At 71.4% G+C, this 24184-nt stretch carries 22 protein-coding genes; 16 read left to right on the top strand and 6 right to left on the bottom strand.

The features are described 5' to 3' along the window. Positions 1 to 112: 112 nt before the first annotated feature. The 9 genes from ACIOSR_RS05715 (at position 113) to ACIOSR_RS05675 (ending at position 11914) form a co-directional block, all read left to right on the top strand. Positions 113 to 1048, top strand: coding sequence for a hypothetical protein (locus ACIOSR_RS05715; RefSeq protein ID WP_402752054.1), 936 nt, complete (start codon positions 113 to 115; stop codon positions 1046 to 1048). Positions 1049 to 1313: 265 nt separating this feature from the next. Then, on the top strand, positions 1314 to 3077 hold the full coding sequence (locus ACIOSR_RS05710; protein ID WP_402752053.1) for an ABC transporter substrate-binding protein: 1764 nt from the start codon (positions 1314 to 1316) through the stop codon (positions 3075 to 3077). Positions 3078 to 3081: 4 nt separating this feature from the next. After that, complete coding sequence (locus ACIOSR_RS05705) at positions 3082 to 4035, top strand: ABC transporter permease (RefSeq protein ID WP_402752052.1); 954 nt, start codon at positions 3082 to 3084, stop codon at positions 4033 to 4035. After that, positions 4032 to 4919, top strand: coding sequence for an ABC transporter permease (locus ACIOSR_RS05700; protein ID WP_236556928.1), 888 nt, complete (start codon positions 4032 to 4034; stop codon positions 4917 to 4919). Before ACIOSR_RS05705 ends, ACIOSR_RS05700 begins: the two co-directional genes overlap by 4 nt. Before the next feature lie 7 nt (positions 4920 to 4926). Further along, on the top strand, positions 4927 to 6888 hold the full coding sequence (locus tag ACIOSR_RS05695) for a gamma-glutamyltransferase family protein (protein WP_402752051.1): 1962 nt from the start codon (positions 4927 to 4929) through the stop codon (positions 6886 to 6888). Next, positions 6872 to 8536: a dipeptide ABC transporter ATP-binding protein gene (locus ACIOSR_RS05690; protein WP_402752050.1), complete on the top strand. Its 1665-nt coding sequence runs from the start codon at positions 6872 to 6874 to the stop codon at positions 8534 to 8536. Before ACIOSR_RS05695 ends, ACIOSR_RS05690 begins: the two co-directional genes overlap by 17 nt. After that, entirely contained in the window at positions 8517 to 9326 is an 810-nt protein-coding gene (locus ACIOSR_RS05685) for a GntR family transcriptional regulator (RefSeq protein WP_371740373.1), read from the top strand. Before ACIOSR_RS05690 ends, ACIOSR_RS05685 begins: the two co-directional genes overlap by 20 nt. Positions 9327 to 9497: 171 nt before the next feature. Next, the gene (locus ACIOSR_RS05680) at positions 9498 to 10877 is read left to right on the top strand and encodes a hemolysin family protein (protein ID WP_173151630.1); all 1380 of its coding nucleotides are present in this window, start codon (positions 9498 to 9500) and stop codon (positions 10875 to 10877) included. After that, the gene (locus tag ACIOSR_RS05675; RefSeq protein WP_402752049.1) at positions 10874 to 11914 is read left to right on the top strand and encodes a hemolysin family protein; all 1041 of its coding nucleotides are present in this window, start codon (positions 10874 to 10876) and stop codon (positions 11912 to 11914) included. The genes ACIOSR_RS05680 and ACIOSR_RS05675 overlap by 4 nt, the downstream gene beginning before the upstream one ends. 73 nt (positions 11915 to 11987) lie before the next feature. Here the strand turns inward: ACIOSR_RS05675 and ACIOSR_RS05670 are convergent, their stop codons facing one another. Together ACIOSR_RS05670 and ACIOSR_RS05665 are read right to left on the bottom strand one after the other, a co-directional pair. Beyond that, positions 11988 to 12647, bottom strand: coding sequence for a GntR family transcriptional regulator (locus tag ACIOSR_RS05670; protein ID WP_056046860.1), 660 nt, complete (start codon positions 12645 to 12647; stop codon positions 11988 to 11990). Positions 12648 to 12827: 180 nt separating this feature from the next. Beyond that, positions 12828 to 14573 (bottom strand): FAD-dependent oxidoreductase, encoded by a 1746-nt coding sequence (locus ACIOSR_RS05665; protein ID WP_402752048.1) that lies wholly within the window; start codon positions 14571 to 14573, stop codon positions 12828 to 12830. Positions 14574 to 14765: 192 nt separating this feature from the next. On the opposite strand from ACIOSR_RS05665, the gene ACIOSR_RS05660 reads away from it, so the two are divergent. From ACIOSR_RS05660 to ACIOSR_RS05630, 7 genes are all read left to right on the top strand, one after another. Continuing rightward, positions 14766 to 15665: a sugar-binding transcriptional regulator gene (locus tag ACIOSR_RS05660; protein ID WP_233568409.1), complete on the top strand. Its 900-nt coding sequence runs from the start codon at positions 14766 to 14768 to the stop codon at positions 15663 to 15665. A gap of 123 nt (positions 15666 to 15788) precedes the next feature. Further along, a complete protein-coding gene (locus ACIOSR_RS05655; RefSeq protein ID WP_123570651.1) occupies positions 15789 to 16355 on the top strand; it encodes a type 1 glutamine amidotransferase domain-containing protein in 567 nt (188 codons plus the stop codon). 139 nt (positions 16356 to 16494) lie between these two features. Next, positions 16495 to 17097, top strand: a complete 603-nt coding sequence (locus ACIOSR_RS05650) for a hypothetical protein (RefSeq protein WP_402752047.1) — start codon at positions 16495 to 16497, stop codon at positions 17095 to 17097. Positions 17098 to 17232: 135 nt separating this feature from the next. Further along, positions 17233 to 18441, top strand: a complete 1209-nt coding sequence (locus tag ACIOSR_RS05645) for a GAF domain-containing protein (protein ID WP_159825943.1) — start codon at positions 17233 to 17235, stop codon at positions 18439 to 18441. 56 nt (positions 18442 to 18497) lie between these two features. Beyond that, a complete protein-coding gene (locus ACIOSR_RS05640) occupies positions 18498 to 18989 on the top strand; it encodes a nucleotidyltransferase family protein (RefSeq protein WP_056046851.1) in 492 nt (163 codons plus the stop codon). Then, entirely contained in the window at positions 18986 to 19330 is a 345-nt protein-coding gene (locus ACIOSR_RS05635; RefSeq protein WP_402752046.1) for a HepT-like ribonuclease domain-containing protein, read from the top strand. Before ACIOSR_RS05640 ends, ACIOSR_RS05635 begins: the two co-directional genes overlap by 4 nt. After that, entirely contained in the window at positions 19327 to 19665 is a 339-nt protein-coding gene (locus ACIOSR_RS05630) for a hypothetical protein (RefSeq protein ID WP_173151620.1), read from the top strand. The genes ACIOSR_RS05635 and ACIOSR_RS05630 overlap by 4 nt, the downstream gene beginning before the upstream one ends. Before the next feature lie 124 nt (positions 19666 to 19789). On the opposite strand, the gene ACIOSR_RS05625 is transcribed toward ACIOSR_RS05630, so the two are convergent. From ACIOSR_RS05625 to ACIOSR_RS05610, 4 genes are read right to left on the bottom strand one after another with little or no spacing between them, the layout of a single operon-like run. Beyond that, positions 19790 to 20137: a LysR family transcriptional regulator gene (locus tag ACIOSR_RS05625; RefSeq protein WP_043595703.1), complete on the bottom strand. Its 348-nt coding sequence runs from the start codon at positions 20135 to 20137 to the stop codon at positions 19790 to 19792. After that, positions 20134 to 20970: a hypothetical protein gene (locus ACIOSR_RS05620; RefSeq protein ID WP_055970915.1), complete on the bottom strand. Its 837-nt coding sequence runs from the start codon at positions 20968 to 20970 to the stop codon at positions 20134 to 20136. The genes ACIOSR_RS05625 and ACIOSR_RS05620 overlap by 4 nt, the downstream gene beginning before the upstream one ends. 21 nt (positions 20971 to 20991) lie before the next feature. Next, complete coding sequence (locus ACIOSR_RS05615) at positions 20992 to 23343, bottom strand: SDR family oxidoreductase (protein ID WP_402752045.1); 2352 nt, start codon at positions 23341 to 23343, stop codon at positions 20992 to 20994. After that, entirely contained in the window at positions 23340 to 24161 is an 822-nt protein-coding gene (locus ACIOSR_RS05610) for a hypothetical protein (RefSeq protein ID WP_402752044.1), read from the bottom strand. Before ACIOSR_RS05610 ends, ACIOSR_RS05615 begins: the two co-directional genes overlap by 4 nt. Between the last annotated feature and the right edge of the window lie 23 nt (positions 24162 to 24184).

Raw genomic sequence — 24184 nt, 5'->3', positions numbered from 1 at the left:
TCGTCGAACTGCCCCGTCGGGCGGTTCGATGCCGCAGACGTGGTGTGACCTCGTCGTCGCCCTGCCTGTGGACAACCACTGGCGGGCCGCCATGTGACGGCAGTCTCTCCCTGTGATCGAACATCTGCCCCACATCATCCGGTCCGACCGGCTCGAGCACGGGCGGCGGGAGTCCGAGGCCGTGCGTCGTGGTGTCGAGCGGGGTGAGTTCGTCCGGGTGCGTCGTGGGGCAGCCGTCGACGCTGCCGCGTGGCGAGCGGCCTCCTCTCGGGATCGCCACCTGATCCTCGTCCTCGCCGTCATGCCGCGGCTCGCTTCGCGGATGGTGGTGTCTCATGCGTCGGCGGCCGCATGCTGGGAGCTGCCGGCCCTCGGTGAGTGGCCGAGCCGCGTGCACGTCGTCGACCCGGACCGCCGCACGACCCAGACGACGGCGAACGTCGTGCGGCACCCGGGACCGCTCTCCGGTGAGGAGGTGCGGTCGCTCCCTCCACTTTCCCTCACCTCTCCGGCTCGAACAGCAGCCGATCTCGCCCTCACGTCGTCGTTCCGTGACGCGGTGGTCGCCCTCGATGCCCTCGTGCGGAGGGGGCTCGCCACCGCAGATGACGTGCGGCACGTCCTCGACGGACGTGGGTCGGCACGAGGCCTGCCGAGTGCACGCCGGGCGGTCGCCTTCGCGACGCCCGAGGCCGAATCCCCGGGGGAGTCGCTGACGCGGGTCGTCCTGCACGAGCTGGGCGCGCCTCCTCCGGTGCTCCAGCAGCATTTCACCTGGGGAGACGGCGGCCTCTTCGTCGACGTCGTCGACTTCTGGTGGCCCCGGTTCGGCGTCGTGCTCGAATTCGACGGACGGATCAAGTACGCGGAAGGGCGGTGGAAGAAGGGCCGGTCGCCCGGACAAGTCGTCGTGGACGAGAAGATCCGAGAGGACCGCATCCGCAACCGGCCCGAGGTCAACGGATTCGCGCGAACGGTCTGGGACGAGTTGTCGCACCCACCCCGCCTGGCGGCGAACCTCCGCTCAGCAGGGCTGCCCTTGCCGTGACGCTCAGGTCGCACCACTTCCGAGTCGTCGAACCAACCCCGAGCGTGGTTTCGTGACGCGATCGTGGTGCGACCTCGGTGCGGGTGCGGGTGCGGGTGCGGGTGGGTGCGGGCGGGTGCGTCTCTAGGCGAGACGGGCCGGAGCCGGACCGGCCGGGCCACGTTTTACCCGCGCGAAACAATTCGTATACAAAACTGGGGCGTGCGGCAGGATTGTATGCAATCCACGCCGCACAGACCGATACCACCCGAGCATCGGAGGCCCGATGGCCCGCCCACCCCGCCCGACCCGCGCCGCGAGCGCCGACGCGTCCCGCGCCGCGAGCGCGTCCCGCGCCGCGAGCCCGGCCCGCGCCGCGAGCACGGCCCGCGCCGCGAGCTCCCCGGCCGGGCGTCGCCGCCTGCGCCGGGCCCTCGCGCTGCCGGCCCTCGCCGCCGCCGCGACGCTCGCCCTGACGGCCTGCGTCCCGCAGCAACCCGCCGGGACGAACCCGCCCGACAAGACCGACGTGACCACCGCGCCGATCGGCGACCGGACCATCGTCGAGGGGGGCGACCTGGTCATGGCGCTGTCCGCCGAGCCGGACGCCCTCGACCCCACCACGTCGTCGTCGCTCTACACGCGCTACGTCATGGAGACCGTGTGCCAGAAGCTGTACGACATCGACGCCGAGGGTGACCTCGTGCCGCTGCTGGCGACCGAGCTGCCGACGTTGTCGGACGGCGGGTTGACGGTCGACATCCCCGTGCGCACCGACGCCGTGTTCGCGGACGGCACCCCGTTGGACGCCCAGGCCGTCGTCACGACGCTGCGTCGTCACCTCGACAAGCCCGACTCGTCGCGGGCCAGCGAGCTCGGCCCGGTGACCGGGGTCGAGGCCCTCGACGACGACACGGTGCGCCTGACCTACGAGCGCCCCTTCGCCCCGCTCACCGCGGCCCTCGCCGACCGCGCGGGGATGATCATGTCCCCGACGGCGCTCGAGGCCGAGGGCGACGACTTCGGCGACGCCCCGGTCTGCGTGGGCCCCTTCAAGTTCGTCGACCGCGTGCCGCAGACCTCGATCTCGGTCGAGCGCGACCCCCTCTACTACGACGCCGAGGACGTGCACCTCGACTCGATCACGTACCGCATCATCACCGACGCGAGCATCCGTGCGGCGAACGTCCGTGCGGGTGACGTGCAGGTCGCCGACTCGATGTCGACGATGGACGTCGACTCCCTCATGGCGGACGACGGCCTCACGGTGTTGCAGGTCGGTTCGTTCGGCTACCAGGGCATCACCGTGAACATCGGCAACCAGGACGGCGTCGGGACCGATCCCGTCCAGATCGACACCCCCTTGGCGAGCGACGTGCGCGTCCGTCAGGCGCTGGCCATGTCGATCGACCGGGACGCGCTGGTGCAGAGCGTCTTCGGCGGGTGGAACGACACCGCCTGCTCGCCGATCCCGCCGACGAGTCCGTTCGCCACCGATGCCAGCGACGCCTGCCCGGGCTACGACCCCGAGGGGGCGAAGCGCCTCCTCGCCGAGGCGGGCGTGACGACGCCCTACGAGATCGAGATCCAGGCCAGCAACAACGCCGACACGCTGCGCCTCGCCCAGGCGTTGCAGGCCCAGGTCGCCGACGGTGGGTTCCGCCTGTCGATCACCCCGGTCGAGTACTCGACCCTGCTCGACGTCCAGTCGCGCGGCGACTTCGACGCGCTGCAGCTCGGCTGGTCGGGCCGCGTCGACCCGAACGGCAACATGATGAACTTCCTGCGCACCGGTGGCGGCAACAACTACTCGGGCTACAGCAACCCCCGGGTCGACGAGCTGCTGGCCGACGCCGCCGCGTCCATCGACGTCGACGAGCGTGCGGCGCTCTATGGCGAGGCCGTGACGCAGGTGCAGGAGGACGAGCCGCTGATCTACCTGTACCGCACCCGCAGCCTGACCGCGCTGACGAACGAGGTCGCCGGGGTGTCCACCTACGCCGACGGCGTGGTGCGGCTCAGCAACGCCGCGTTCGTCGAGGGGGAGTGACCTGATGACCCGTTACCTGTTCACCCGGCTCTGGCAGTCGGCCGTCACACTCGTGATCGCCTCGATCGTCGTGTTCTGGGGCGTGCGCCAGCTGCCCGGCGACCCGGCCCTGGCCCTCGCCGGAGAAGAGGCGACGCCCGAGCGCGTCGCCGCGATCCGGGCCGACCTCGGCCTCGACGACTCGCTGCTGGTGCAGTACGGCCGGTTCGTCGGCAACTTCGTCCGCGGCGACTTCGGTGAGTCCACCCGCACCGGCACCCCGGTCACCGAGCTGATCGGGGCCACCCTGCCGGTCACGCTGTGGCTCGCCCTCTACGCCATCGTCGTGGCGGTCGTCGTGGGCGTCGCCCTCGGCGTCGTCGCCGAGCGCTACCGCGGACGCTGGCCCGAGTGGATGGCCAACGCCGCCGCCGTGGTCGGTCTGTCGGTGCCGAACTTCTGGCTCGGCATCCTCGCGATCCTCTGGCTCGCGGCGGGCCTCGGCCTGTTCCCGGCGTCGGGCTACGTGCCGGTGGCCGAGAACCCGGCGAGCGCGTTCTACCACCTGACCCTGCCGGCGCTGATCCTCGGCACGAGCCTCGCCGCGGTCATCATGCGGCAGACCCGGGCCTCGATGATCGAGACGATGAAGACCGACTACGTGCGCACCGCGCGGGCCAAGGGGCTCGGGCGTGGGCGGGTGCTGATGCGCTACGGCCTGCGCAACTCGATGATCGTGGTCGTCACGATCGTCGGCCTGCAACTCGGCGGCCTGATCTCGGGCGCCGTGGTGACGGAGCGCATCTTCGCGCTGCCGGGCTTCGGCAAGCTCACGCTCGACTCGGTGTTCACCCGTGACTACCCCGTGATCCAGGCCGTCGTGCTGATCATCACGGTCGGTTACATCCTGATCAACCTGGCGGTGGACGTCCTGTACTCCGTCATCAACCCGCGCATCAGGGTAGGAGGCGCATCGTGACCGTCATCGAGACACCCACCGCCGCAGGGGCGGGCCTCGGGTCGGGGCGGGGACGCGTCTGGCGCGGCCTCGTCCGCAACAAGCTCGGCGTCACGGGCGGCGTCATGCTGCTCGTCGTGCTCGTCGCCGGCCTCGCCGCGCCCCTCATCGCCCCGTACGACCCGACCCGGGTGAACTTCGAGCTGCCGTTCCAGGTGCCCGGCACGGTCGGCTACGTGCTCGGCACGGACGACCTCGGCCGCGACATCCTCTCGCGCACCGTCTACGGCATCCGCGTCTCGCTGCAGGTCGGCGTGCTGTCGGTGCTGCTGGCCGTCGTGGTCGGCACGCCGCTCGGGTTGCTGGCCGGCTACTGGCGGTGGCTCGACGGCGTGATCTCGCGCCTCACCGACGTCATGCTGGCGTTCCCGTTCCTGATCATCGCGGTCGCGCTCGCCGCGATCAGCGGTCCGAGCCTGACGAACGCGGTGGTCGCCCTCGGCATCGCGCAGGTGCCGACGATGATCCGCGTGGTGCGCGGCGAGACGCTCCGGATCAAGTCGACCGACTTCGTCCTCGCCGCGACGACCATGGACGCCTCGGGGCTGCGGGTGATCTTCCAGCACGTCCTGCCGAACTGCGTCTCGGCGATCATCGTCCAGGCGACGGTCATCATGCCGGTCGCCGTGATCGGCGAGGCCCTCCTGTCGTTCCTCGGGCTGGGCATCCAGCCGCCGACGGCCAGTCTCGGCATCATGCTCAGCGACGCGCAGCAGTACCTGGCCAAGGCGCCCTTCGCGGCCGTCGTGCCGGGTCTCGCGATCGCCGTGATCTGCCTCGGCTTCAACCTGTTCGGCGACGCCCTGCGCGACGCCCTCGACCCCACCGCCAGCGACCGGAAGTGACCCCCTCGTGACCTACACCACCCCTGACGAGTTCGTCACCCGCCCCGACCTGCGCGGCACCTTCGGCATGACGTCGTCGACGCACTGGCTGGCGACGGCCTCGGCCCAGTCGGTCCTCGAGCGCGGCGGCAACGCCTTCGACGCGGCCGTCGCGGGCGCCTTCGTCCTGCACGTCGTCGAGCCGCACCTCAACGGTCCCGGCGGCGACCTCACGGCGATCTACGCGACGGCCGAGGCCCCCGACGCGCCGACCGTGCTCGTCGGCCAGGGCCCCGCCCCGGCCGGGGCCACCCGCGAGCACTACCTGGCCGAGGGCCTCGAGCTCGTCCCCGGGTCGGGAGCCCTCGCGGCCGCCGTCCCCGGTGCGGTCGACGCCTGGCTGAAGCTGCTGGCCGAGCACGGCACGTGGTCCCTCGCCGACGTCCTGGCCTACGCGATCGGCTACGCCCGCGACGGCCACCCGATCGTGGCGCGCGTGGCGTCGACCATCGAGACCGTCGCCGACCTGTTCACCGAGCACTGGCCCACCTCCGCCGCCCAGTGGATGCCGGGCGGCGAGGTGCCGCGTGAGGGCGACCTGCTGACGAACCCGGCCTACGCGGCCGTCCTCGACGAGCTGGTCGCGGCGGGCGAGGCCCTCGGCCCCGACGCGTCCCGCGAGTCGAAGATCGAGGAGGCGCGGGTCGAGTGGGGCAGCGGACACGTCGCGCAGGCGATCGACGCGTTCGTCCGCACTCCGCACCGTCATTCGTCGGGCACCGACCACGCGGGCGTGGTCACGGCCGCCGACCTCGCCGCCTTCCGGGCCACGACCGAGCCGGCGACCACGATCGAGTTCCGCGGCCACACCGTCGCCAAGACCGGCGCCTGGGGTCAGGGTCCCGCCCTGCTGCAGGTGCTGGCGCTGCTCGAGCCGCTCGACGACGCCCTGCTCGACCCGTCGACCGCCGACGGCGCCCACACCATCGTCGAGGCACAGAAGCTCGCGATGGCCGATCGCGAGGCCTGGTACGGCCCCGGGGACGTGCCCCTCGACGTGCTGTTGTCCGCGGACTACGCCGACCGGCGCCGCGCGCTGATCGGCGAGCGGGCGTCTCACGAGCTGCGACCGGGCGACGTCCCGGGGCGCGATCCGTTCGCCCTGCCCACGATGCGCACCGAGTACCTGCCACCCGCGCTCAGCGAGGCACCGGCCGGCGTCGGCGAGCCCACCGTCGCCGCCCCCGGTCGGGCACCGGTTCGCGCCGACGCAGCCGACGCAGCCGACGCAGCCGACGCAGCCGACGCACCCGTCGCACCGACCGAGGACGCCCCGACGACCGCCACCGCGCCTCCTGCCGACCGTCTGGCCGAGCCGTTCACCGAGCCCACCGGCGAGACGCGCGGCGACACCTGCCACCTCGACGTCGTCGACCGCTGGGGCAACGTCGTGTCGGCGACCCCGTCGGGTGGCTGGTTGCAGTCGTCGCCGACGATCCCCGAGCTCGGCTTCTGCCTCGGCAGCCGGCTGCAGATGTCGTGGCTCGACGAGGGCACGGCGTCGACGCTCGCGCCCGGCACCCGCCCGCGCACCACGCTGACGCCCACGCTCGTCCTGAAGGACGGCGAGCCCGTCGTCGCGCTCGGTTCGCCCGGCGGCGACCAGCAGGACCAGTGGCAGCTGCTCTACCTGCTGCGCACGATCGTCGGCGGCTACACCCCGCAGCAGGCCATCGACGCCCCGGCCCTGCACACCACGTCGTTCCCTGGCAGCTTCTGGCCGCGCACCTGGGAGCCCGGTGGCGTCGTGGTCGAGGACCGTCTGGGCGACGACGTCATCGACGCGCTGGTCGCCCGCGGCCACGTCGTCACCCGCGCCGGCGGTTGGTCCCTGGGCCGGCTGTCCAGCGTGTCGCGAGACCCCGAGACCGGCGTGCTCTCCGCCGCCGCCAACCCCCGAGGAGCCCAGGCCTATGCCGCAGGACGCTGAGAACCCGACCTCCACCCTGCTGAGCGTGCGCGACCTCCGCGTCTCGTTCGGCGACACCCCCGCCGTCCACGGCGTCGACCTCGACGTCCTGCCGGGCGAGCGGGTGGCGATCGTCGGCCAGTCCGGCTCGGGCAAGTCGACGGTGGTCGCCGCCATCCTGCGCCTGCTGCCCGGGGCCGGCCACATCACGGGCGGCACGATCGAGCTGGCGGGGCCCGACGGCGGCACCCTCGACCTCGCGCAGACGACCGAGGCCCCCATGCGTCAGGTGCGCGGCGCCCGGATCGGCCTCGTGCCGCAGGACCCGTCGACCAACCTGAACCCGTCGATGAAGGTCGGCGCGCAGATCGCCGACGCGCTGCGCACCCACGGCCTCCGCGGCCACGACGAGGTCCAGCGCCGCGTCGTCGCGCTGATGAGCGAGGCGGGCATCCCCGAGGCCGAGCGCCGGGCGGGGCAGTTCCCCCACGAGTTCTCGGGCGGCATGCGCCAGCGCGTGCTCATCGCGATCGCCCTGGCCCGGGAGCCGCAGTTGCTCATCGCCGACGAGCCGACCAGCGCGCTCGACGTGACGGTGCAGCGGCAGATCCTGAACCACCTCCAGACGCTGGTCGAGAGCCGTGGCACCTCCCTGCTCTTCATCACCCACGACCTGGGGCTCGCCGCCGACCGCACCGACCGCATCGTCGTGATGCTCGAGGGACGCGTCGTCGAGCAGGGCACGCCCGAGCAGATCCTGCGTCGCCCGCAGCACGAGTACACGAAGCGCCTCGTCGCGGCGGCGCCGACGCTGGCCTCGGCCACCGCCCTCCGTCGCGGCGAGGCCGTCCTCGACGAGGCGACGGACGCGAAGGAGGCGCGGGTCGACCCGATCCTGACCGTCACCGACCTGGTCAAGGAGTTCCGCCTCCGTGGTCGCCGTGGCGAGCAGGTGCGGGCCGTCGACCACGTCTCGTTCGAGGTGCCGCGCGGCACCACGACGGCGATCGTGGGGGAGTCCGGCTCGGGCAAGACGACCGTGGCCCGCATCGTGCTCGGCCTCGAGTCGGCGACGAGCGGGTCGGCCCTGATCGACGGCGAGAGCATCACGACGAGCCGCGGTGCGTCCCGTCGCGCGCTGCGTCGCCGGGTGCAGCCCGTCTTCCAGGACCCCTACGGTTCGCTCGACCCGACCTCCAGCGTCGAGCGGCTGATCGACGAGCCGTTGCGCATCTTCGGCGTCGGCGACCGTGCCTCGCGTCGGCACCGGGTCGCCGAGCTGCTCGACCAGGTCGCCCTGCCGCGGTCGGTCGCGCAGAGCCGTCCGAACGAGCTGTCCGGCGGGCAGCGTCAGCGCGTGGCCATCGCCCGGGCGTTGGCGCTCGAGCCCGAGCTGCTCATCTGCGACGAGGCCGTCTCGGCGCTCGACGTGCTCGTGCAGGAGCAGATCCTCGAGCTGCTCGGCGACCTGCAGCGTCGGCTCGGCCTCAGCTACCTGTTCATCACGCACGACCTGGCGGTCGTGAGGCAGATCGCGCACGACGTGGTGGTGATGCGCAAGGGCGCCGTGGTCGAGCGCGGTAGCGTCGACGACATCTTCTTGTCGCCCCGTGCCGAGTACACGACCGAACTGTTGGGAGCCATCCCCGGTGCCAGCCTCGCCCTCTGAGGGCCCGACGCCCGTCGTCCTCGTCGACGCCCTGCGTCGCGAGATCGTCGAGGGCGCCCTCGTGCCGGGGACGCGCATCACCGAGGCGTCGGTCGCCCGCCGCCACGGGGTCTCACGCGTCCCCGTGCGCGAAGCGCTGCGTGCGCTCGAGGCCGAGGGGTTCGTCGAGTCGACGCCTCACGTGGGCAGCCGGGTCGCGGCGATCCCGGTCGACGAGGCCGACGACCTCTTCGCCGTCCGCGAGGCCCTCGAGATCTCGACCGCGCGACGCGCCGCCCTGCGGGCGCGCGAGCTGTTCGGCGAGCCGCGCCCGCCCGAGGACTGGTGGCGCACGCGGCGCGTGCTCGGCCAGCTGCTCGACGACGGGGACGCCGCCGTCGAGGCCGGCGACCTCGACCGTCTCGTCGAGCTCAACGACCGGTTCCACGTGGGCGTGGCGCAGCTGAGCGGGAGCGCCACCCTGGCCACCCTGCTGCGCCAGCTGTCGAACAAGATCGAGTGGCTGTACGCCCTCGACACCTTCTCGCGAGGCAAGCGGCTCTGGCCCGACCACCGACGCATCCTCGCGGCGATCGACGCCGGCGACGAGGCCGGGGCCGCCGAGCTGATGGGCTGGCACGTGCGCGAGTCGCGCATCGGGTTCCTCGCCCGCACCGAGCCGGCCGACCGCGTGGCCGACCTGCGGGCCACGCCGCCCGCCCTGCCGCCGACCATCCCGACGCCCACGATCTCGACGCCGGAGGCCCCCACGCCGACCACCTCGACGACGGCGGCGGCTCCTCCGGCCTGACCCGCGCCTCCTCGGCTCGAGGGCGGGTCGACTGCACCGACTGCACGTTCTCAGGCATCGGTCGGGGGATCTGCTTACTGTTCTCGGTCATGGACGAACCCCCCTCTCACATGCCCTGGCCTCTCCCACGCCTGACCGCACACGCGGTCGTCACAGACGGGGAGGGGCGACATGAATGACTGGGTCATGGTCGGCATCGGCCTCGTGCTCACCGTCGGCACCGGCTTCTTCGTCGCGTCCGAGTTCTCGCTGGTCAACCTCGACCGGAACGAGTTGGAGGCGCGGCGCGACCGGGGCGAGAAACGCCTCGGTCCCACGATCAAGGCGTTGCGCATCACCTCGACGCACCTCTCCGGTGCGCAGCTCGGCATCACGCTGACGACCCTGCTGACCGGGTACACCTTCGAGCCCGCCATCAGTTCGATGCTGAGCGGTCCGCTCGGCTCGCTCGGCGTGCCCGCCGCGGCCGTCCCGGTCGTCGGCAGCGTCGCGGGGATCGTGCTCGCGACCCTCTTCTCGATGGTCGTCGGCGAGCTCGTGCCGAAGAACTTCGCCCTCGCGCTGCCGCTCGCCACCGCGAAGTTCGTCGTGCCGTTCCAGGCCGCGTTCACCACGGTGTTCAAGCCGCTCATCCTGCTCTTCAACAACACCGCCAACGCGGCCATCCGCGCCATGGGCATCGAGCCCAAAGAAGAGCTCTCGGGTGCCCGCTCGGCCGAAGAGCTGAGTTCGCTCGTGCGCCGGTCGGCCCTCGAGGGCCAGCTCGACCAGGACCACGCGACCCTGCTGGGTCGTACCCTGCGCTTCTCGCAGCACGACGCCTCCGAGGTGATGACGCCGCGCGTCCGCATGACGACCATCGCGTCGACCGGCTCGGCCGCCGACGTCGTCGAGGCCGCCCTGACCTCGGGCTTCTCGCGGTTCCCCGTGATCGGCGACGACAGCGACGACATCGTCGGGGTCGTGCACGTGAAGCACGCGTTCGCGGTCCCGCTCGCCGGGCGCGCCTCCGTCGTCGCGACCGCCCTCATGCAGGAGGCGCGCTTCGTGCCCGAGAGCATGGGCACCGACTCGCTGCTCGGCCTGCTGCGCCACGGCGGCCTGCAGATGGCCGTGGTGCGTGACGAGTTCGGCGGCACCGCCGGCCTCGTCACGCTCGAGGACGTCGTCGAAGAGCTCGTCGGCGAGCTCGAGGACGAGCACGACCGGGCCCGCGTGGGCATCGTGCGCCAGGCCGGCACCGTGCTCTTCGACGGTGCCCTCCGGCCCGACGAGCTGGCCGACCGGGCTGGCATCCGCGTGCCCGACGACGGCGACTACGAGACGGTGGCCGGGTTCGTCATCGACCGGCTCGACCGCCTGCCCGAGGTCGGCGACGAGGTCGCCCTCGAGAGCGGCAGCGGCAGCCTGCGGGTCGAACGCGTCGCGAACGGACGCCTCGAACGCCTGCGTTTCGTCCCGGCCCCACCTGACGGCGGCCTCGACGCCGCCGCACCCACGACCGAGCACGACCGCGTGGTCGCCTCGCTGACCGAAGGGGTCGACCGATGAACGAGTACCTGCCCGGAATCGTCTGGCTGGTCGTGCTGCTGATCGTCAACGGATTCTTCGTCGGCGCCGAGTTCGCCGTCATCTCGGCACGCCGCTCGCAGATCGAGCCGCGTGCCGAGGCCGGCAGCAAGGCCGCGAAGAAGACCCTGTGGGCGATGGAACACGCGACGCTCATGCTGGCCACCAGCCAGTTGGGCATCACCGTCTGCTCGCTGGTCATCTTGAACGTCTCGGAGCCGGCGATCCACCACCTGCTCGAGATCCCGCTCGGTCTCACCAGCCTCTCGGCCGAGGCGATCGGCGTCGTCGCGTTCGTCGTGGCGCTCGTGCTCGTCACGTTCTTGCACGTGGTCGTCGGGGAGATGATCCCGAAGAACCTGTCGTTCTCGGTGCCCGACCGGGCGGCGCTCATCCTGGCGCCCCCGCTCGTGTTCGTGGCGACGGTCTTCAAGCCGGTCATCTGGTCGCTCAACGCGATCGCCAACGGCGTGCTGAGGCTCTTCCGGGTCGAGCCGAAGGACGAGGCGACGAGCTCGTACACGCTCGACGAGGTCGCCACGATCGTCCAGCAGTCGACCCGCGAGGGCACGCTGACGGACTCGTCGGGCACCCTGTCGGCGGCGTTCGAGTTCACCACCCGCAAGGTGCGCGACGTCGAGGTGCCCCTCGACGAGATGGTGCACCTGGCGCCGGGGTCGACTCCGGCCGACGTGCAGCGCGCCGTGGCGGCCCGGGGGTACTCGCGGTACGTGCTCACCGACGGAGACGGCCAGCCCACGGGCTACCTGCACCTCAAGGACGTCATGGACCTCACCGGCGACGGGGCCTTCGAGGCACCCGTGCCCGAGAAGCGCATCCGCCGCCTGGGCGCCGTGGGCGGCGACACCGACCTCGAGGACGCCCTGGCCTCGATGCGCCGGGTCGGCGCGCACGTCGCCCGCTCCGTCTCGGCCGAGGGCGTCACCACCGGCGTGCTGTTCCTGGAGGACATCATCGAAGAACTCGTCGGCGAGGTCGACGACGTCACGGCGGTCTGACGGACCGAAGGACGGTCGGCCGTACGCGCCCGGTCGGCCGCGCCCGCCCGCCCGGTTGGCCGCGCCCGCCCGCTCAGGCGACGGGGCGCTGGCCGGGCAGGGCGTGCAGGTCCTCGGCGGCGAGTTCGGCGGCGATGGGGTCACCGGCCTCGGTCGCCTCGCGCAGGGCGGCGAACGAGTCGGCCATCGAGTCCCACTGCAGCACCTGCACGATGTTCGGCACGCGCAGTTTGTAGGCGAGGCCGTCGGTGACGTCGGTGCAGACCTTGACCAGTGACGGATTGCCGCAGTGGTCGACGTAGGTCGAGAAGAGCGCGATGGCGTGGGCGTTCAACGCCGGGGCGTCTTCACGGTCGAGGTCGCCGAGGCAGACGTCGATGGCCCGCACGATCTCTCGCTTGACGGCGTCCGGCAGGTTCGGGACGGCCAGCCGGACGGCGCCGCCGAAGAGCACGCCCAGGGTCTGGACCGCCTGGACGGCTTCTTCGGCCTTCGGCGTCGCGACCTTCGTGTAGCGGTTCGGTGCCATCTCGACGAGGCCGGCGCGCACGAGGTCGCCGAGTGCCTCGCGGATCGGGGTGCGCGACACCTGCAGCCAGGCGATCAGCTCGTCGTCGTGCAGGCGTTCGCCCGGTTCGAGCGTGCCGTCGATGATCGCGTCACGGATGCGGCTGCGGACCGTGTCGCGCAGCAACTGTCGTTCGGCGGCAGGGGGAGTGACGGGAATCGGCATGCGGCCTCCTAGATCCTCACGGGCGTCTGCCCGGCCAGCATCCTAATACGGAAACGTCACATTTTGCCCGATGGGCAGCGAAGTCGACATGTCAATGTCAGGTCACGAGATCCCCGGCGACGACGACGAAGCCCCGCCCCTCGGAGTGAGGGGCGGGGCTTCTCGATCGGGTCGGTGTCGTCAGTTCGTCGCCGCGGCGGGGGCCGCCGCAGGCACGTGCTGCGAGTGGACCTCGACGCCGTGCGAGTCGCGCAGGGTCGTCAGGGTCTGCTCGATCTCGTCGTCGCGCTGCTCGGTCGTCCATCCGAGCGAGCGGGCCATGACGTCCGCGATCTCGGTGAGCAACTCGATGGTGACGCCCCCGACGAACGCGAGGTTCGTGCGGCGCAGGACGACGTCGGCCAGGTGGACGGCGTCCTCGTGCTCGGCGAAGTAGGCGATCTCGGCCGTGGTCAGCGTCGAGTCGGCCTCGAGGGCCTGCGACGGCTGGTCGAGCAGCACTTCGATGACTTCGGAGGCGCGGGTGCCGTAGCGGGTGAGCAGACGGTCGACCTGGTCACGGTCGAGCCCGTCGGCGTGGGCCGCGACCCAGGTGGTGCGGGCGCCCTCGGTGGTGGGGAAGCCCTTGCCGCCGCCGATCGCCATGCCGGTGGTGTCGACCGTGCGCTTCACGCCGAGCTTCGTCGTCGCCTCGGTCGAGAGGTGCGCCGACAGGGCACGGAAGGTGGTCCACTTGCCGCCGACCAGGCTGAGGACGGCCGTGCCGGGCAGCTCGGCGACCTCGGTCTCGACGATGCGGTAGTCGCGCGACACGAAGCCCGCGGCGAGGTCGTCGTGCTTGGGCAGGGGGCGGACGCCCGAGTAGCGGTAGACGATGTGGTCGCGGGTGAGCTCGATGTCGGGGTAGACGTGCTTCACCAGGTCGAAGAAGTAGTCGACCTCTTCTTCGGTGCAGACGGCCGGCTCGGCCATGTCGGCCTCGAGGTCGGTCGTGCCGATGAGCACGCGACCCTTGAGCGGGTAGATCAGGACGATGCGGCCGTCGTTGTTCTCGAAGAAGATCTCGCGACCGTTCGTGGCCTCGAGCAACTCGGGGCTGTCGACGACGATGTGCGACCCCTTGGTGCCGCCCATGTACTGAGACTCGGCACCGAAGGCCTTGTTGGTGAGGTCGGTCCAGGGGCCCGACGCGTTGATGACGACGTCGGCCTTCACCGTGAACTCGGTCCCGCTGACGACGTCGCGCAGGGTCACGCCGCCGTCGGCGGTCCCGACGGCCTCGAGGTAGTTGGCGCTGCGGGCGTTGTCGCCGGCGGCCAGGCCGTCCTTCAGCACGTCGAGCGCGAGGCGCTCGGGCTCGTGCACCGACGCGTCGTAGTAGGTGCCCGTGTACTTGAGGGCCTTGTTGAGGTGCGGCATCTCGGCCAGCGCCTTCTTGCGACCGAGGAACTTGTGACGGGGCACCGAGCCGCCGTCACGCGAGAACGAGTCGTACATGGTCATGCCGACCTTGATCAGCAGTGCGCCGCGCTCCTTCGTGGAGCGCTGCTTGTGCGTCAGCATGCGCAAGGGGGCGTTCATGATGCCGCTGAACGTCGAGAAGATCGGCATCGTGGTCTGCAGCGGCTTGACGTAGTGCGGGGCGATCTTCAGCAGGCCGTTGCGCTCTTCGACGCTCTCGCGGACGAGACGGAACTCGCCGTTCTCGAGGTAGCGGATGCCGCCGTGGATCATGTGGGACGACGCGGCGGACGCGCCGGACGCGTAGTCGGCCCGTTCGACGAGCACGACGTCGACGCCCTGGAGGGCGAGGTCGCGGAAGGTCGCGATGCCGTTGATGCCACCGCCGACGACGAGCACCTGTGCCGTCGGGCGGTCGACGATGCGCTGCACGTTGGGACGGATCGAGTCTGTCTTCTTCGACATGGTCACTGCTTCTTTCGAGATGCGATGTCAGGTGGTGGTGACCGACTCGTCCTGCGGGCCGGTAGATTCATCGTCGTCCCGATGCACACAAGGTGCAACGTATCTGCACGAACGTGCAAGGAGGTCCCGTTGGTCGCTGGCGACACGTCCGAACGCACGCAGGAGGCCCTGCGCGCCGCGCACCTCTACTACATGCAGGACCTCACGATGGAGGCGATCGCGCACGAACTGCAGACGTCCCGCTCGTCGGTGTCGCGCCTCCTGAAGGCGGCACGCGAGACGGGCCTTGTCGACATCCAGATCAAGTCCCCGCTCGACCAGCCGACGGCCGTGGGCGACGGGCTGCACCGGCGGTTCGGCGTGGTCGCGCACGTGGTCCCGGTGCCCGACCAGACCAGCGACGTCGACCGGCTCGACCGGGTCGCGCTGTCGGCTGCACGAACGCTCACCCAGTACGTCGACTCGAACATGGTCGTCGGCGTCGCCTGGGGCTCCACCGTCAGTGCGGTCAGCCGGTACCTGGTGCCCAAGACCACGCACAACACCGTCTTCGTCCAGCTCAACGGTGCGGCGAACACCCGCACGACCGGCATCGAGTACGCCAGCGAGATCCTGCGTCGGTTCGGCCACGCGTACGGCGCCCTGATCCAGCAGTTCCCCGTGCCCGCGTTCTTCGACGACCCCGCCACCAAGAGCGCCCTGTGGCGGGAGCGCAGCACCCGACGCGTCCTCTCGCTGCAGGGCGCCATGGACCTCGTCGTCTTCGGCGTCGGCTCGCGCGAGGCACACGTCCCGAGCCACGTCTACTCGGGTGGTTACCTCGAGCAGAGCGACCACGACAGCCTGGCCCACGACCACGTGGTGGGCGACGTCGCGACCGTGTTCTTCCGCGAGGACGGCTCGTCGGCCGACATCGAGCTCAACCGGCGCGCGACCGGGCCCGACCTGGCGACCATCCGACGCACGCCGCGTCGCGTCTGCGTCGTCGCGGGGGAGGCCAAGGTGGTCAGCGTCCGAGGTGCGCTCGCCGCGGGCCTGGTCACCGACCTCATCCTCGACGAGGGGACCGCCAGGGCGCTCCTGGCCAGCTGATCGGGAGGGGCCGCGGTCCGGAGGCGCGGGTGGGGTACACCGAGCCAGCCACGACCCAGCCCGCCCGCGTAGACGGGAGGCGTCGCACACCGGGCCCCGACCGGCCCCGAGAGGAGCATCACCATGGCAAGCACCGAACTCACCGGACGCCGCGTTCTCGCGATCGTCACCAACTACGGCGTCGAGCAGGACGAGCTCGTCGTCCCCGTCGCGAAGCTGCGCGAGCAGGGCGCCACCGTCGTCGTCGCCGGCGTCTCCACCGAGCCGATCCAGACGCTCGTCGGCGACAAGGACCCGGGGCAGACCGTCCGCCCCGACACGACCATCGCCGAGGTCGACGCCGCCGACCACGACCTCCTGCTCGTTCCCGGCGGCACCATCAACGCGGACACCCTCCGCACCGAGAGCGACGCCGTCGACCTGGTGAAGGCCTTCGCCACGGCGGGCAAGCCGATCGCGGCGATCTGCCACGGCCCGTGGGCGCTCATCGAGGCCGGCCTCGTGACGGGCAAGGAGCTCACCTCCTATGCGTCGCTGCAGACCGACGTCCGCAACGCCGGCGGCAGCTGGGTCGACCGTTCGGTGGTGACCGACGTCGAGCAGGGCTTCACGCTCGTCACGTCGCGTGACCCCGGCGACCTCGACGACTTCGTCCGCGAGACCTCGTCGGCGCTGGCCGCCACGGCCTGATCCGTCGTCTCCGTCGCGGCGGGGTCCATCGTCCCACCCCGGGGCGACGGACCCCGCCGTGGGTCTTTAATGGGACGTCGGGCCATCGTCGGTCCGTCACCCGGCGCTCCGGCGCCCACCCGGTCGAGAGAGAGGCGCGATGAAGTTCGGCAAGACGCGCGGGGCCCCCTCCGAGCCGGCGACGCCCGATCCCGCCGCCCTCGAGCGCGCCGTCGCAGAAGGGGTGCTCATCTCGCGTGCGGCCGCCGTCGTCTCGGTGGCCAACTCGATCGTCATCCGTGCCCTCCGCGACGACGAGCACTTCGACCACGAGCGCACCCGCGAGGCCGTGCGCACCATCCTCGGTCGCCTCGCGGCGGAACAACGCGAGCAGAACGAACGGATCGGCGGCGAACGGGCGAAGGCCCTCAAGGCCAAGGGCCGGTCGCGACACCAGCACGACTACCGGCGCGGGGACGACGACACCCTCTGGTTCCGGGAGAAGACCTACACGGCCGTGGCCGACCGGCTGGACGAGCTGCAGTCCGACGACGACTTCGTGCGCGACATCGTCGCGGCGGCGGTCGACCGGGCCTGGGGCGACGTCGGGGCCGCGATCGTCACGAAGGTGTCGGCCGTCGAGGCGGTCGACCCGGCGTATCCCGACGAACGCGACCAGCGCCTCCGTGATCTCGTCGACGTGGACCTCGCGCGGTTGCTCGCCCAGCCGCCGCCGGGGTCGGACCCCCCCCGCGCGGTCTGAGGGACGCACCGTCCGGCGGCCCCCGACCTGGGGCTGTCCCGCCCGGTACCCGGGCGAGAGCATGGAGGGACACCGCTCGGCCCTCACCACGCGGAGCCCTCGTCGATCAGGCCACCGCTGTGGGAGGAACCCGGCATGAACCGTTTCGTCAGCCCGCTCGTGCGCGGGATGATCCGCCAGCGCAACCGCTGGTTCGACCGACGCCTGGGGCTGCCCAGGCCCGAGAGCGTCGCCCGGACGCACGCTCCCGGCGTCAGCCCCGATCGCGTGCTGCTGTTCGGCAGCGGGCCCGCCGTCGGGTGGGGCGTCCGCAGCCACGACCTGGGGCTCGCGGGTCACCTCGCGCGGGCGGTCTCGCAGGCCACGGGTCGCGGGGTCGACGTCGACGTCGTGGCCGATCCCTCGATGGGGACGGTGTCCGCCCGGCGGGTGCTCGGACACCGCGACCTCACGCGCTACGACGCCGTGGTCGTGGTGACGGGCATCAACGACGCCCTCGCCATGACCGACGTCACGAAGTGGCGGCGCGCGTTCGTCGACCTGCTCGTGCACATCGAGACCGAGACCGGGGGCGCGAGCAGTCCCGTGCTCGTCACGGGCGTCCAGTCGCCCAGCGAGGTGACGGTGTTCCGCATCGCCGGCGGGGGCCTCGTCGACCGACACGCGGCCGAGCTGAACGAGACCATCCGGGACGTCTGCTCGACCCACCCCCGCGTGCACGTGCTCATGCCTCCGTCGCCGCTCTCGGGCCACGACGACCGGGACAAGCTGATCGCCAAGTACGCCCGCTGGGGCGAGGCGCAGGCCGAGATGCTCGCGCCCATGCTCGACGCGCAGATGTCCGCCGGCGGCGGCGTGGCCCGGGCGCGCCGGCACGCCCCTCAGGCCGAGGTCGACCGCGTGGAGGCGATCAGGGCATTGGGCCTCCTCGACACCGACCCCGAAGAACGCTTCGACGACATCGTCGAACGGGCGCGGACCCTGCTCGGCGCGAGCGGGGCCGCGTTCTCCCTCGTCACCGCCGACCGACACTGGAACAAGGCCCTCGCCGGGGGCGGCGACCGCGAGCTGCCCATGGCGCTCTCGTTCTGCGCCCACACGGTCGCCGGCGGCCAGCCGTTCATCGTCGAGGACGCCTGGGCCGACGAACGGTTCGGCGTCGAGGCGCCGGCGCGGTTCTACGCCGGCTACCCGGTCGAGAGCCCCGAGGGCGTCCGCATCGGAGCGCTCTGCGTCGCCGACCCCGAGCCCCGCACGGTCGAGAGCGTCGACCTCGTCATGCTGCGCGAGCTCGCCCTCAGCGTGCAGCGCGAGCTCGCGAGGCAGGCCGTCGCGCGGGCCTGAGAGCAGATGTACAGAAAGATGTACACGATGAGGGGCTCCGCGCTAGCATCGTCTCCATGGAGACCTCCATCCGAAGCGCCGACGTCCTCGCCGTGGCTGATGCCCGCAGCGGCTTCAGCCGCCTCATGAGGGACTTCCGGCTCGACCCCGACCGTCCGGCCGTTGCCGTGGGGCCGCACCGCCGCCCCGAGGTCGTCATCGTGCCGTGGAGCCGTTTCGTCGAGATGTCCGAGCGTCCCCCGTCTGGTCGAGAGGGCGTTTCGCTGCTGGACGAGATCACCTCGCGTGCCGGTCTCGTCCGGCGCCTCGCGGGCCTGAGCCACATCGACGCCGTCAGCGTCTTCGGGTCGGTCGCTCGCGGGACCGAGACCGACGACAGTGACATCGACCTCCTGGTCGATCCGGGGGCCGAGGCGACCTACTTCGACTTCGCGCAGTTCGAGATCGACATGGAAGCCGTGTTCCAGCGTCCGGTCGACGTCGTGTCCCGGCGGGGGCTCGACCCCGAGGCCGACCGCGAGATCCTGACACAAGCGGTGCCCGTGTGAACCCCTCTCCGGACCGCGCCGAACGTCGGCTGGTCGACCTCGACGCGACCCTGGCGGCCTCGGCCGAGCTCGTGTCCCGTGGTCGCGAGGCGTTCGACGGCGACCCTGCGCTTCCGTTGGCGTTCGAGGCGCTGGCCAACCGGGCCGGTGACCTGTGCAAGCGCTTGGTCGCGTACGACGGCACGAGGTTCCACGAGGTCGAGTTCTCACTCGCCGCCAAGAATCGCGACTTCGTCGTCCATCACTACGATCGCCTCGACCGTGAGACCCTCTGGCAGACCGTGACCCGGAGCTTTCCCCTCCTGCACTCCCTCGTGCAGCGTCACCGACGCGACGGATGAGCGCCGAACCCCTGGTCACGCCCGACGGGCGGTACCTCGTCGTCCGCGGCCGGCTGTGGCGCCGGACGGACCCTCGCCTCGACGAGGCGACCCGCACCTCCTTGGTCCACGACCTGATGGAGGCGCGGCGCGCGAAGAAGACGGCGCTGGCCGCCGACGACGCTGCCGCCGTCGAGGACGCGCGGGCCCGGGTCGACGCCGCGAAGACGTCGCTCGGCGAACGCGGCCCGGTGTGGTGGGACGACGACGCCCCCGACGAGACCCGCCGCATGGCACGGAACACGCGGTACGCGGACTGGTTCGCCACGGTCGGGCCCGACGCCGCCACGACGTGACCATCTCGCCATGAGGCGTACTCCGCCACGAAGTGGACACCGCACCAGGCGAAAACACGGTGCCGTGTCCACTTCGTGGTGTGGTGTGATGCGGTGGCGAGCGGGCGGCCCGCCTCAGACGCTGCTAGCGGCCCTGGCGCTTCTTGAACGGCTTGGGCTGGCCCTTGACGGCGGGCGTACGGCCCTTGCCCTTCGACGCCTTGGCCTTGCCGCCGGCCGGCGGGGGTGGCGGCGGGGTCGGGGTGGAAGGACTCGCCAGTTCGTCCTCGGCGACGACCACCGCCGCCTTGCCGGCCTTGGTCAACCGGTACGGCGTGACGTCGCGGTCGAACAGCTTCGCACCGAACTCGAGCTCGAGGGCCTCGATCGACGATTCGAGCTTCTGCCGCGAGATGCCGAGCTTGTCGGCCGCCACCGGGAAGTGCAGCACGTCGGCCGCGACCAGGAAGTGCCTCAGGTGGCTGGTCTTCACGCCGTGGCGACCGAACCGGCGGAGGAGCCGCCGACCGAGTCCGCGCGGATGCCCAGGCCGTCGAGGGCCTTCTGGAAGATCGTCAGACCGCTCATGCCCGGCAGGTTCGAGATGTTCTGGTCGAGCTTGACGGCGGCCTTGCGGCCCTCTTCGCCGCTCATCAGCTGGCCGAAGACGAACTTGACGTCGTCGACCTCCATGATGGACGAGCCCACCGGGGCCCAGACCTTCGACAGCAGGAACCGCGTCAGCTTCTGCGCCTTCTTGCTCGCGAGCAGACGCTCACGGGCCTGCGAGACGTAGAACGCGACGTGGCGGGCCTCTTGCTTGGCGATGCGCTTCAGCAGCTCGGCGAGGACCGGGTCCTGCTCGAGCTCGGCCATGCGCTTGTACGCCGACACGGCCGAGTACTCGTTGGCCGCGCCCCACGACATGTGGACGGCGACGAAGTCGGAGCCGACGATCTTGCCGAGCAGTCCCTGCTTGACCGGGTCGAGGCGTTCACGCCAGCCGAGCTTGAGCCGGTTCGCGCGGAGCTGGTCGTAGTCGACCGTGATGCCGTGGACCTCGAGGATCGCGGCGAGGGCCTCGCCGTGCCAGAACTCCTCGCGGTTCCACATCGTCATGAACGTGGTCATCTCGTTCTCTTTGTGAGAAGGAGTCGTGAGGAGGTCACGGGTGTAGCAGACCGTGTGGTACTCGACGTCGGCCATGTAGCGCAGCGTCCGCAGCGAGTCGGCCGAGAGCGGGTTCTTCCGGAAGTGGTCGAGGTCGAGGTCGTCCCAGCTCAGGCGTTCGGAGGTCGCGGCGAACTTGTCGATGTCGAAGGCCATGTGATGTCAGGAGGCGCGGGCTCAGGCCCTGCCTCCGTCTCCTTTCGCTGTGGTGCTGCTGGTGCCGCTCGTGGTGCTGGTGCCGCTTCTGCCGTGGGGGCCGCTGCGAGTCCAATCGCGGATGCTCCATCTTCTTCGGAGCGCCTCGCGTGCCAGATTGCTGTCGGGGTTGACCGCGTTCGGGTGGCCGACCATCTCGAGCCAGGCGAGGTCGGCGAACGAGTCACCATAACCGTACGACCCCGAGAGATCGATGTCGTTCGCCTGGGCGTACTGGCGCAGCCAGGCGGCGCGGGCCTCGTCGACCAGCGGAGGCTGTGCGAGGTAACCCGTGTAGACGCCGCTGCGCTGGTGCATCGTGCTGGCGACGACGTCGTCGAAGAGGTGTGCCAGGGGAGTCGTCAGGGTGTCGATCGAGCCCGTGACCAGGACCGTGCGGTGCCCGGCGGCACGGTGCTCGGCCAGTCGGGCGAGCGCGTCGGGGAGGGTGTGGCGCAGGACCGTGTCAGCGTAGCCGCGTGACCGGACCACGCCCGAGAGCCGCGCGACGGGCATGCCCTCGTACCGTCGGGAGAACGTGCGGATGAACTCGCCGCGGTCGCGGCCCTCGGCCCGGAGGTAGCGCGGCAGCGAGGTGAGCAGGCTGGCGACCTCGCCGGGCCAGGCGGCCTTGCGGAACCCGGCCGAGCGCACCCAGAGGTACTGCTCGACGATGTTGCTGTCGAGCACCGTGCCCTCGAGGTCGAACACGGCCACGACGTCGTCGCGCGGCGGCAGGGCCCGCGTGTCGGCGACGGCGGCCGACGCGGCGGGTCGCACCGAGAACGCCCGGGTCATCGAGGTGATGGACGGGAAGTGCACTTCTTGGAAGTAGGCCTCCCAGTCGACGTCGGTCACGTCGAAGCCGATGTCGGCGGGCGAGCCCGCGGGGAGTCCGGCGTGCAGGGCCCGGGTGCGTCGGTCGTCGAAGATGATCTCGGACTGCACGTAGTGGCGGTAGAGGTCGGTGAGGCTCTGCAGCGACTCGAGGTCGGCCCGCCGCGTCTGGACCCCGGCCAGCGCCGTCCGGGTGCGCAGCGTGCTCGGCAGTCGCGTGAGCACGGCCTCGCGGACGTCGTTGACACGGTTCGCTGTACGGATGGCGCCCTCGACCTTGCGCACGCCCGGGAAGTTCCAGTGCGGCGCCTCGATCGACGAGTGCTCGTCGCGGGGCAGCGGGTTGGCCGTGAAGAACGCCTTGAGGTTCTCGAACATGCGCAGGATCGAGAACGGGTTGCTGCCGCCCGAGCTGGCGTGGAAGTACTGGGGGCTGCCGGCCTCGACCGGGTTCGCCGCGACGGTGAGGATGACGTTGACGACGTAGTCGACCGGGATCACGTCGAGCACGCTGTCGGGCACGCCGGGGAACTCGGGCAGCAGCCCGCGGGCGTACGACATGATCAGCGGGTCGGCGACCTTGAAGCCGTCGATCCAGCCGGGGTAGGGGTGCCGGTGGGCGCTCTCGACGATCGCCGGTCGGACGACCGACAGGCGGTGCCCGGCCTCGGCCCAGAGCTCTTCGGCGGCGCGCTCGGCGAAGGCCTTGGTCAGCGTGTAGACGTCGGTCCAGCCGAGCGTCTCGGCCCGGGTGCGTCCGTAGTCGACGAGACGGGCCTTGACCCAGGCGACGCGGGCGTCTTCTGCGGCCGTGGCGACCGCCTGCGGACCGGTCTTGCCGTGCGCCGCACGACCCTGGGCGAGGAAGGTGCGAAGCGTCTCGGGCTGGCGGGAGGCGGCCTCGACCCGGGCGCGGGCGTCGGCGGCGGCGGCGCGCTCGACACGCCAGTCGACGGTGTGGCCGAGCGACGCCTCGGGGAACACGCCCTTGCGGATGCCGCCGACGTAGGCGGTCGACACGTGCACGACGTGCGGGTCGGTGCCCGTCTTCCGCAGGGCCTCGTAGAGCCCGACCGCCCCGCCGACGTTGGTCTCGAAGGCCTGGTCGATCGGCGGGTCGAACGACACCGTGGACGCGCTGTGGATGACGACGTCGAGGTCGTCGGGCAGGTCGGGCAGGTCGCCCAGACCGCTCTCGATCACCCGGAGCCGCTCGGCGAGGGCCTTCTCGACGCCCTCGGCCCCGACGGCCTCGCGCCACGAGGCGAAGACCGGCTTCTTCAGCAGGTGCCGCAGACGCCCCTCGGCCGAGGTGCCGGCCTTCGGTCGGATGAGGAGCGTGACCGTCGTGCCGGGGTGCGACGAGAGCAGACGCTCGAGGATCGCCTGGCCGACGAAGCCGGTGCCGCCGGTGAGCAGGACGTGCGAGTCGCCGAGGTCGACTCGGGTGGCGCCCGGGGTCTGGTCGGGCAGCGCGAGGCCGGGGGTGGAGCTCATGCGGTCAGCTTTCTGGTCACGGCCGCCCCGACGGAGGCGTCCAGGCCCGGCAGGTCGGCGACCTGCGCGCCCACGCGGTCGGCGCGCAGGTGGCCCTCGGCCCCGCCGAAGACGGTGGCGTCGAAGAAGGTGCGCTCGGAGTCGGCGCGCTCGACGGCGCCGATCGGCCAGACGGCCGTCAGCAGGGAGGCGCGGGTCATCTTCACCGACCGGCGCGAGTCGCGCAGGCGCCAGTCGGCCTCGCTCGCGAAGAACTGCTCGTGACGACCCTTCACGACCCTCGCCCGGTCGATCACGGCGGTCAGCGTGGGGTGTGCCGCGAGCTCGTCGAGGCGGTCGTATGCCTCTCGGAGCACCCATTCGTCGACGGCCCCCGTCGTCGTGTGCACGGCGACGATGGGGGAGCCGACGGTGATGGCCTGGAGGGCCCGGGTGATCGGGCCACGGCGCTCGACGGCCTCGGAGGCGGCGTGCCGCTTGGGCCCCTCGGTCACGTCGCGGTTGCGGGGCTCGCCGTGGGCCTCGAGGACGGCGTCGAGGGCGTCGGCCAGCCAGAACTTCTCGAACGCCCACGTCACGAGGAACGCGGTGACCCGAGTGTCCTTGTGGGTGGCCGTCACCAGGAGGTTGCGCAGGTTCTCCATCGTGGCGCTCTCGAGACGCCCGAGATGGCGGACGAGGCGCAGGGCGTCGGGGCCCAGGGGGCGGTCGGCGAAGCCGGACAGGTCGAGGTCGGGGCGCCAGTTGCCCTGGGCCGTCTTGGTGAACTCGCGGATGTCGAAGTCGGGGTCGGCGCGCGGGGCATCTCTGGTCGTCATGACAGGGGGTCCTCCGGGGCAGA

This window comes from Frigoribacterium sp. NPDC087798 (genome assembly GCF_044742985.1).
Taxonomy (GTDB): domain Bacteria; phylum Actinomycetota; class Actinomycetes; order Actinomycetales; family Microbacteriaceae; genus Frigoribacterium.
This window is presented reverse-complemented; position numbering and strand designations above follow the sequence as displayed.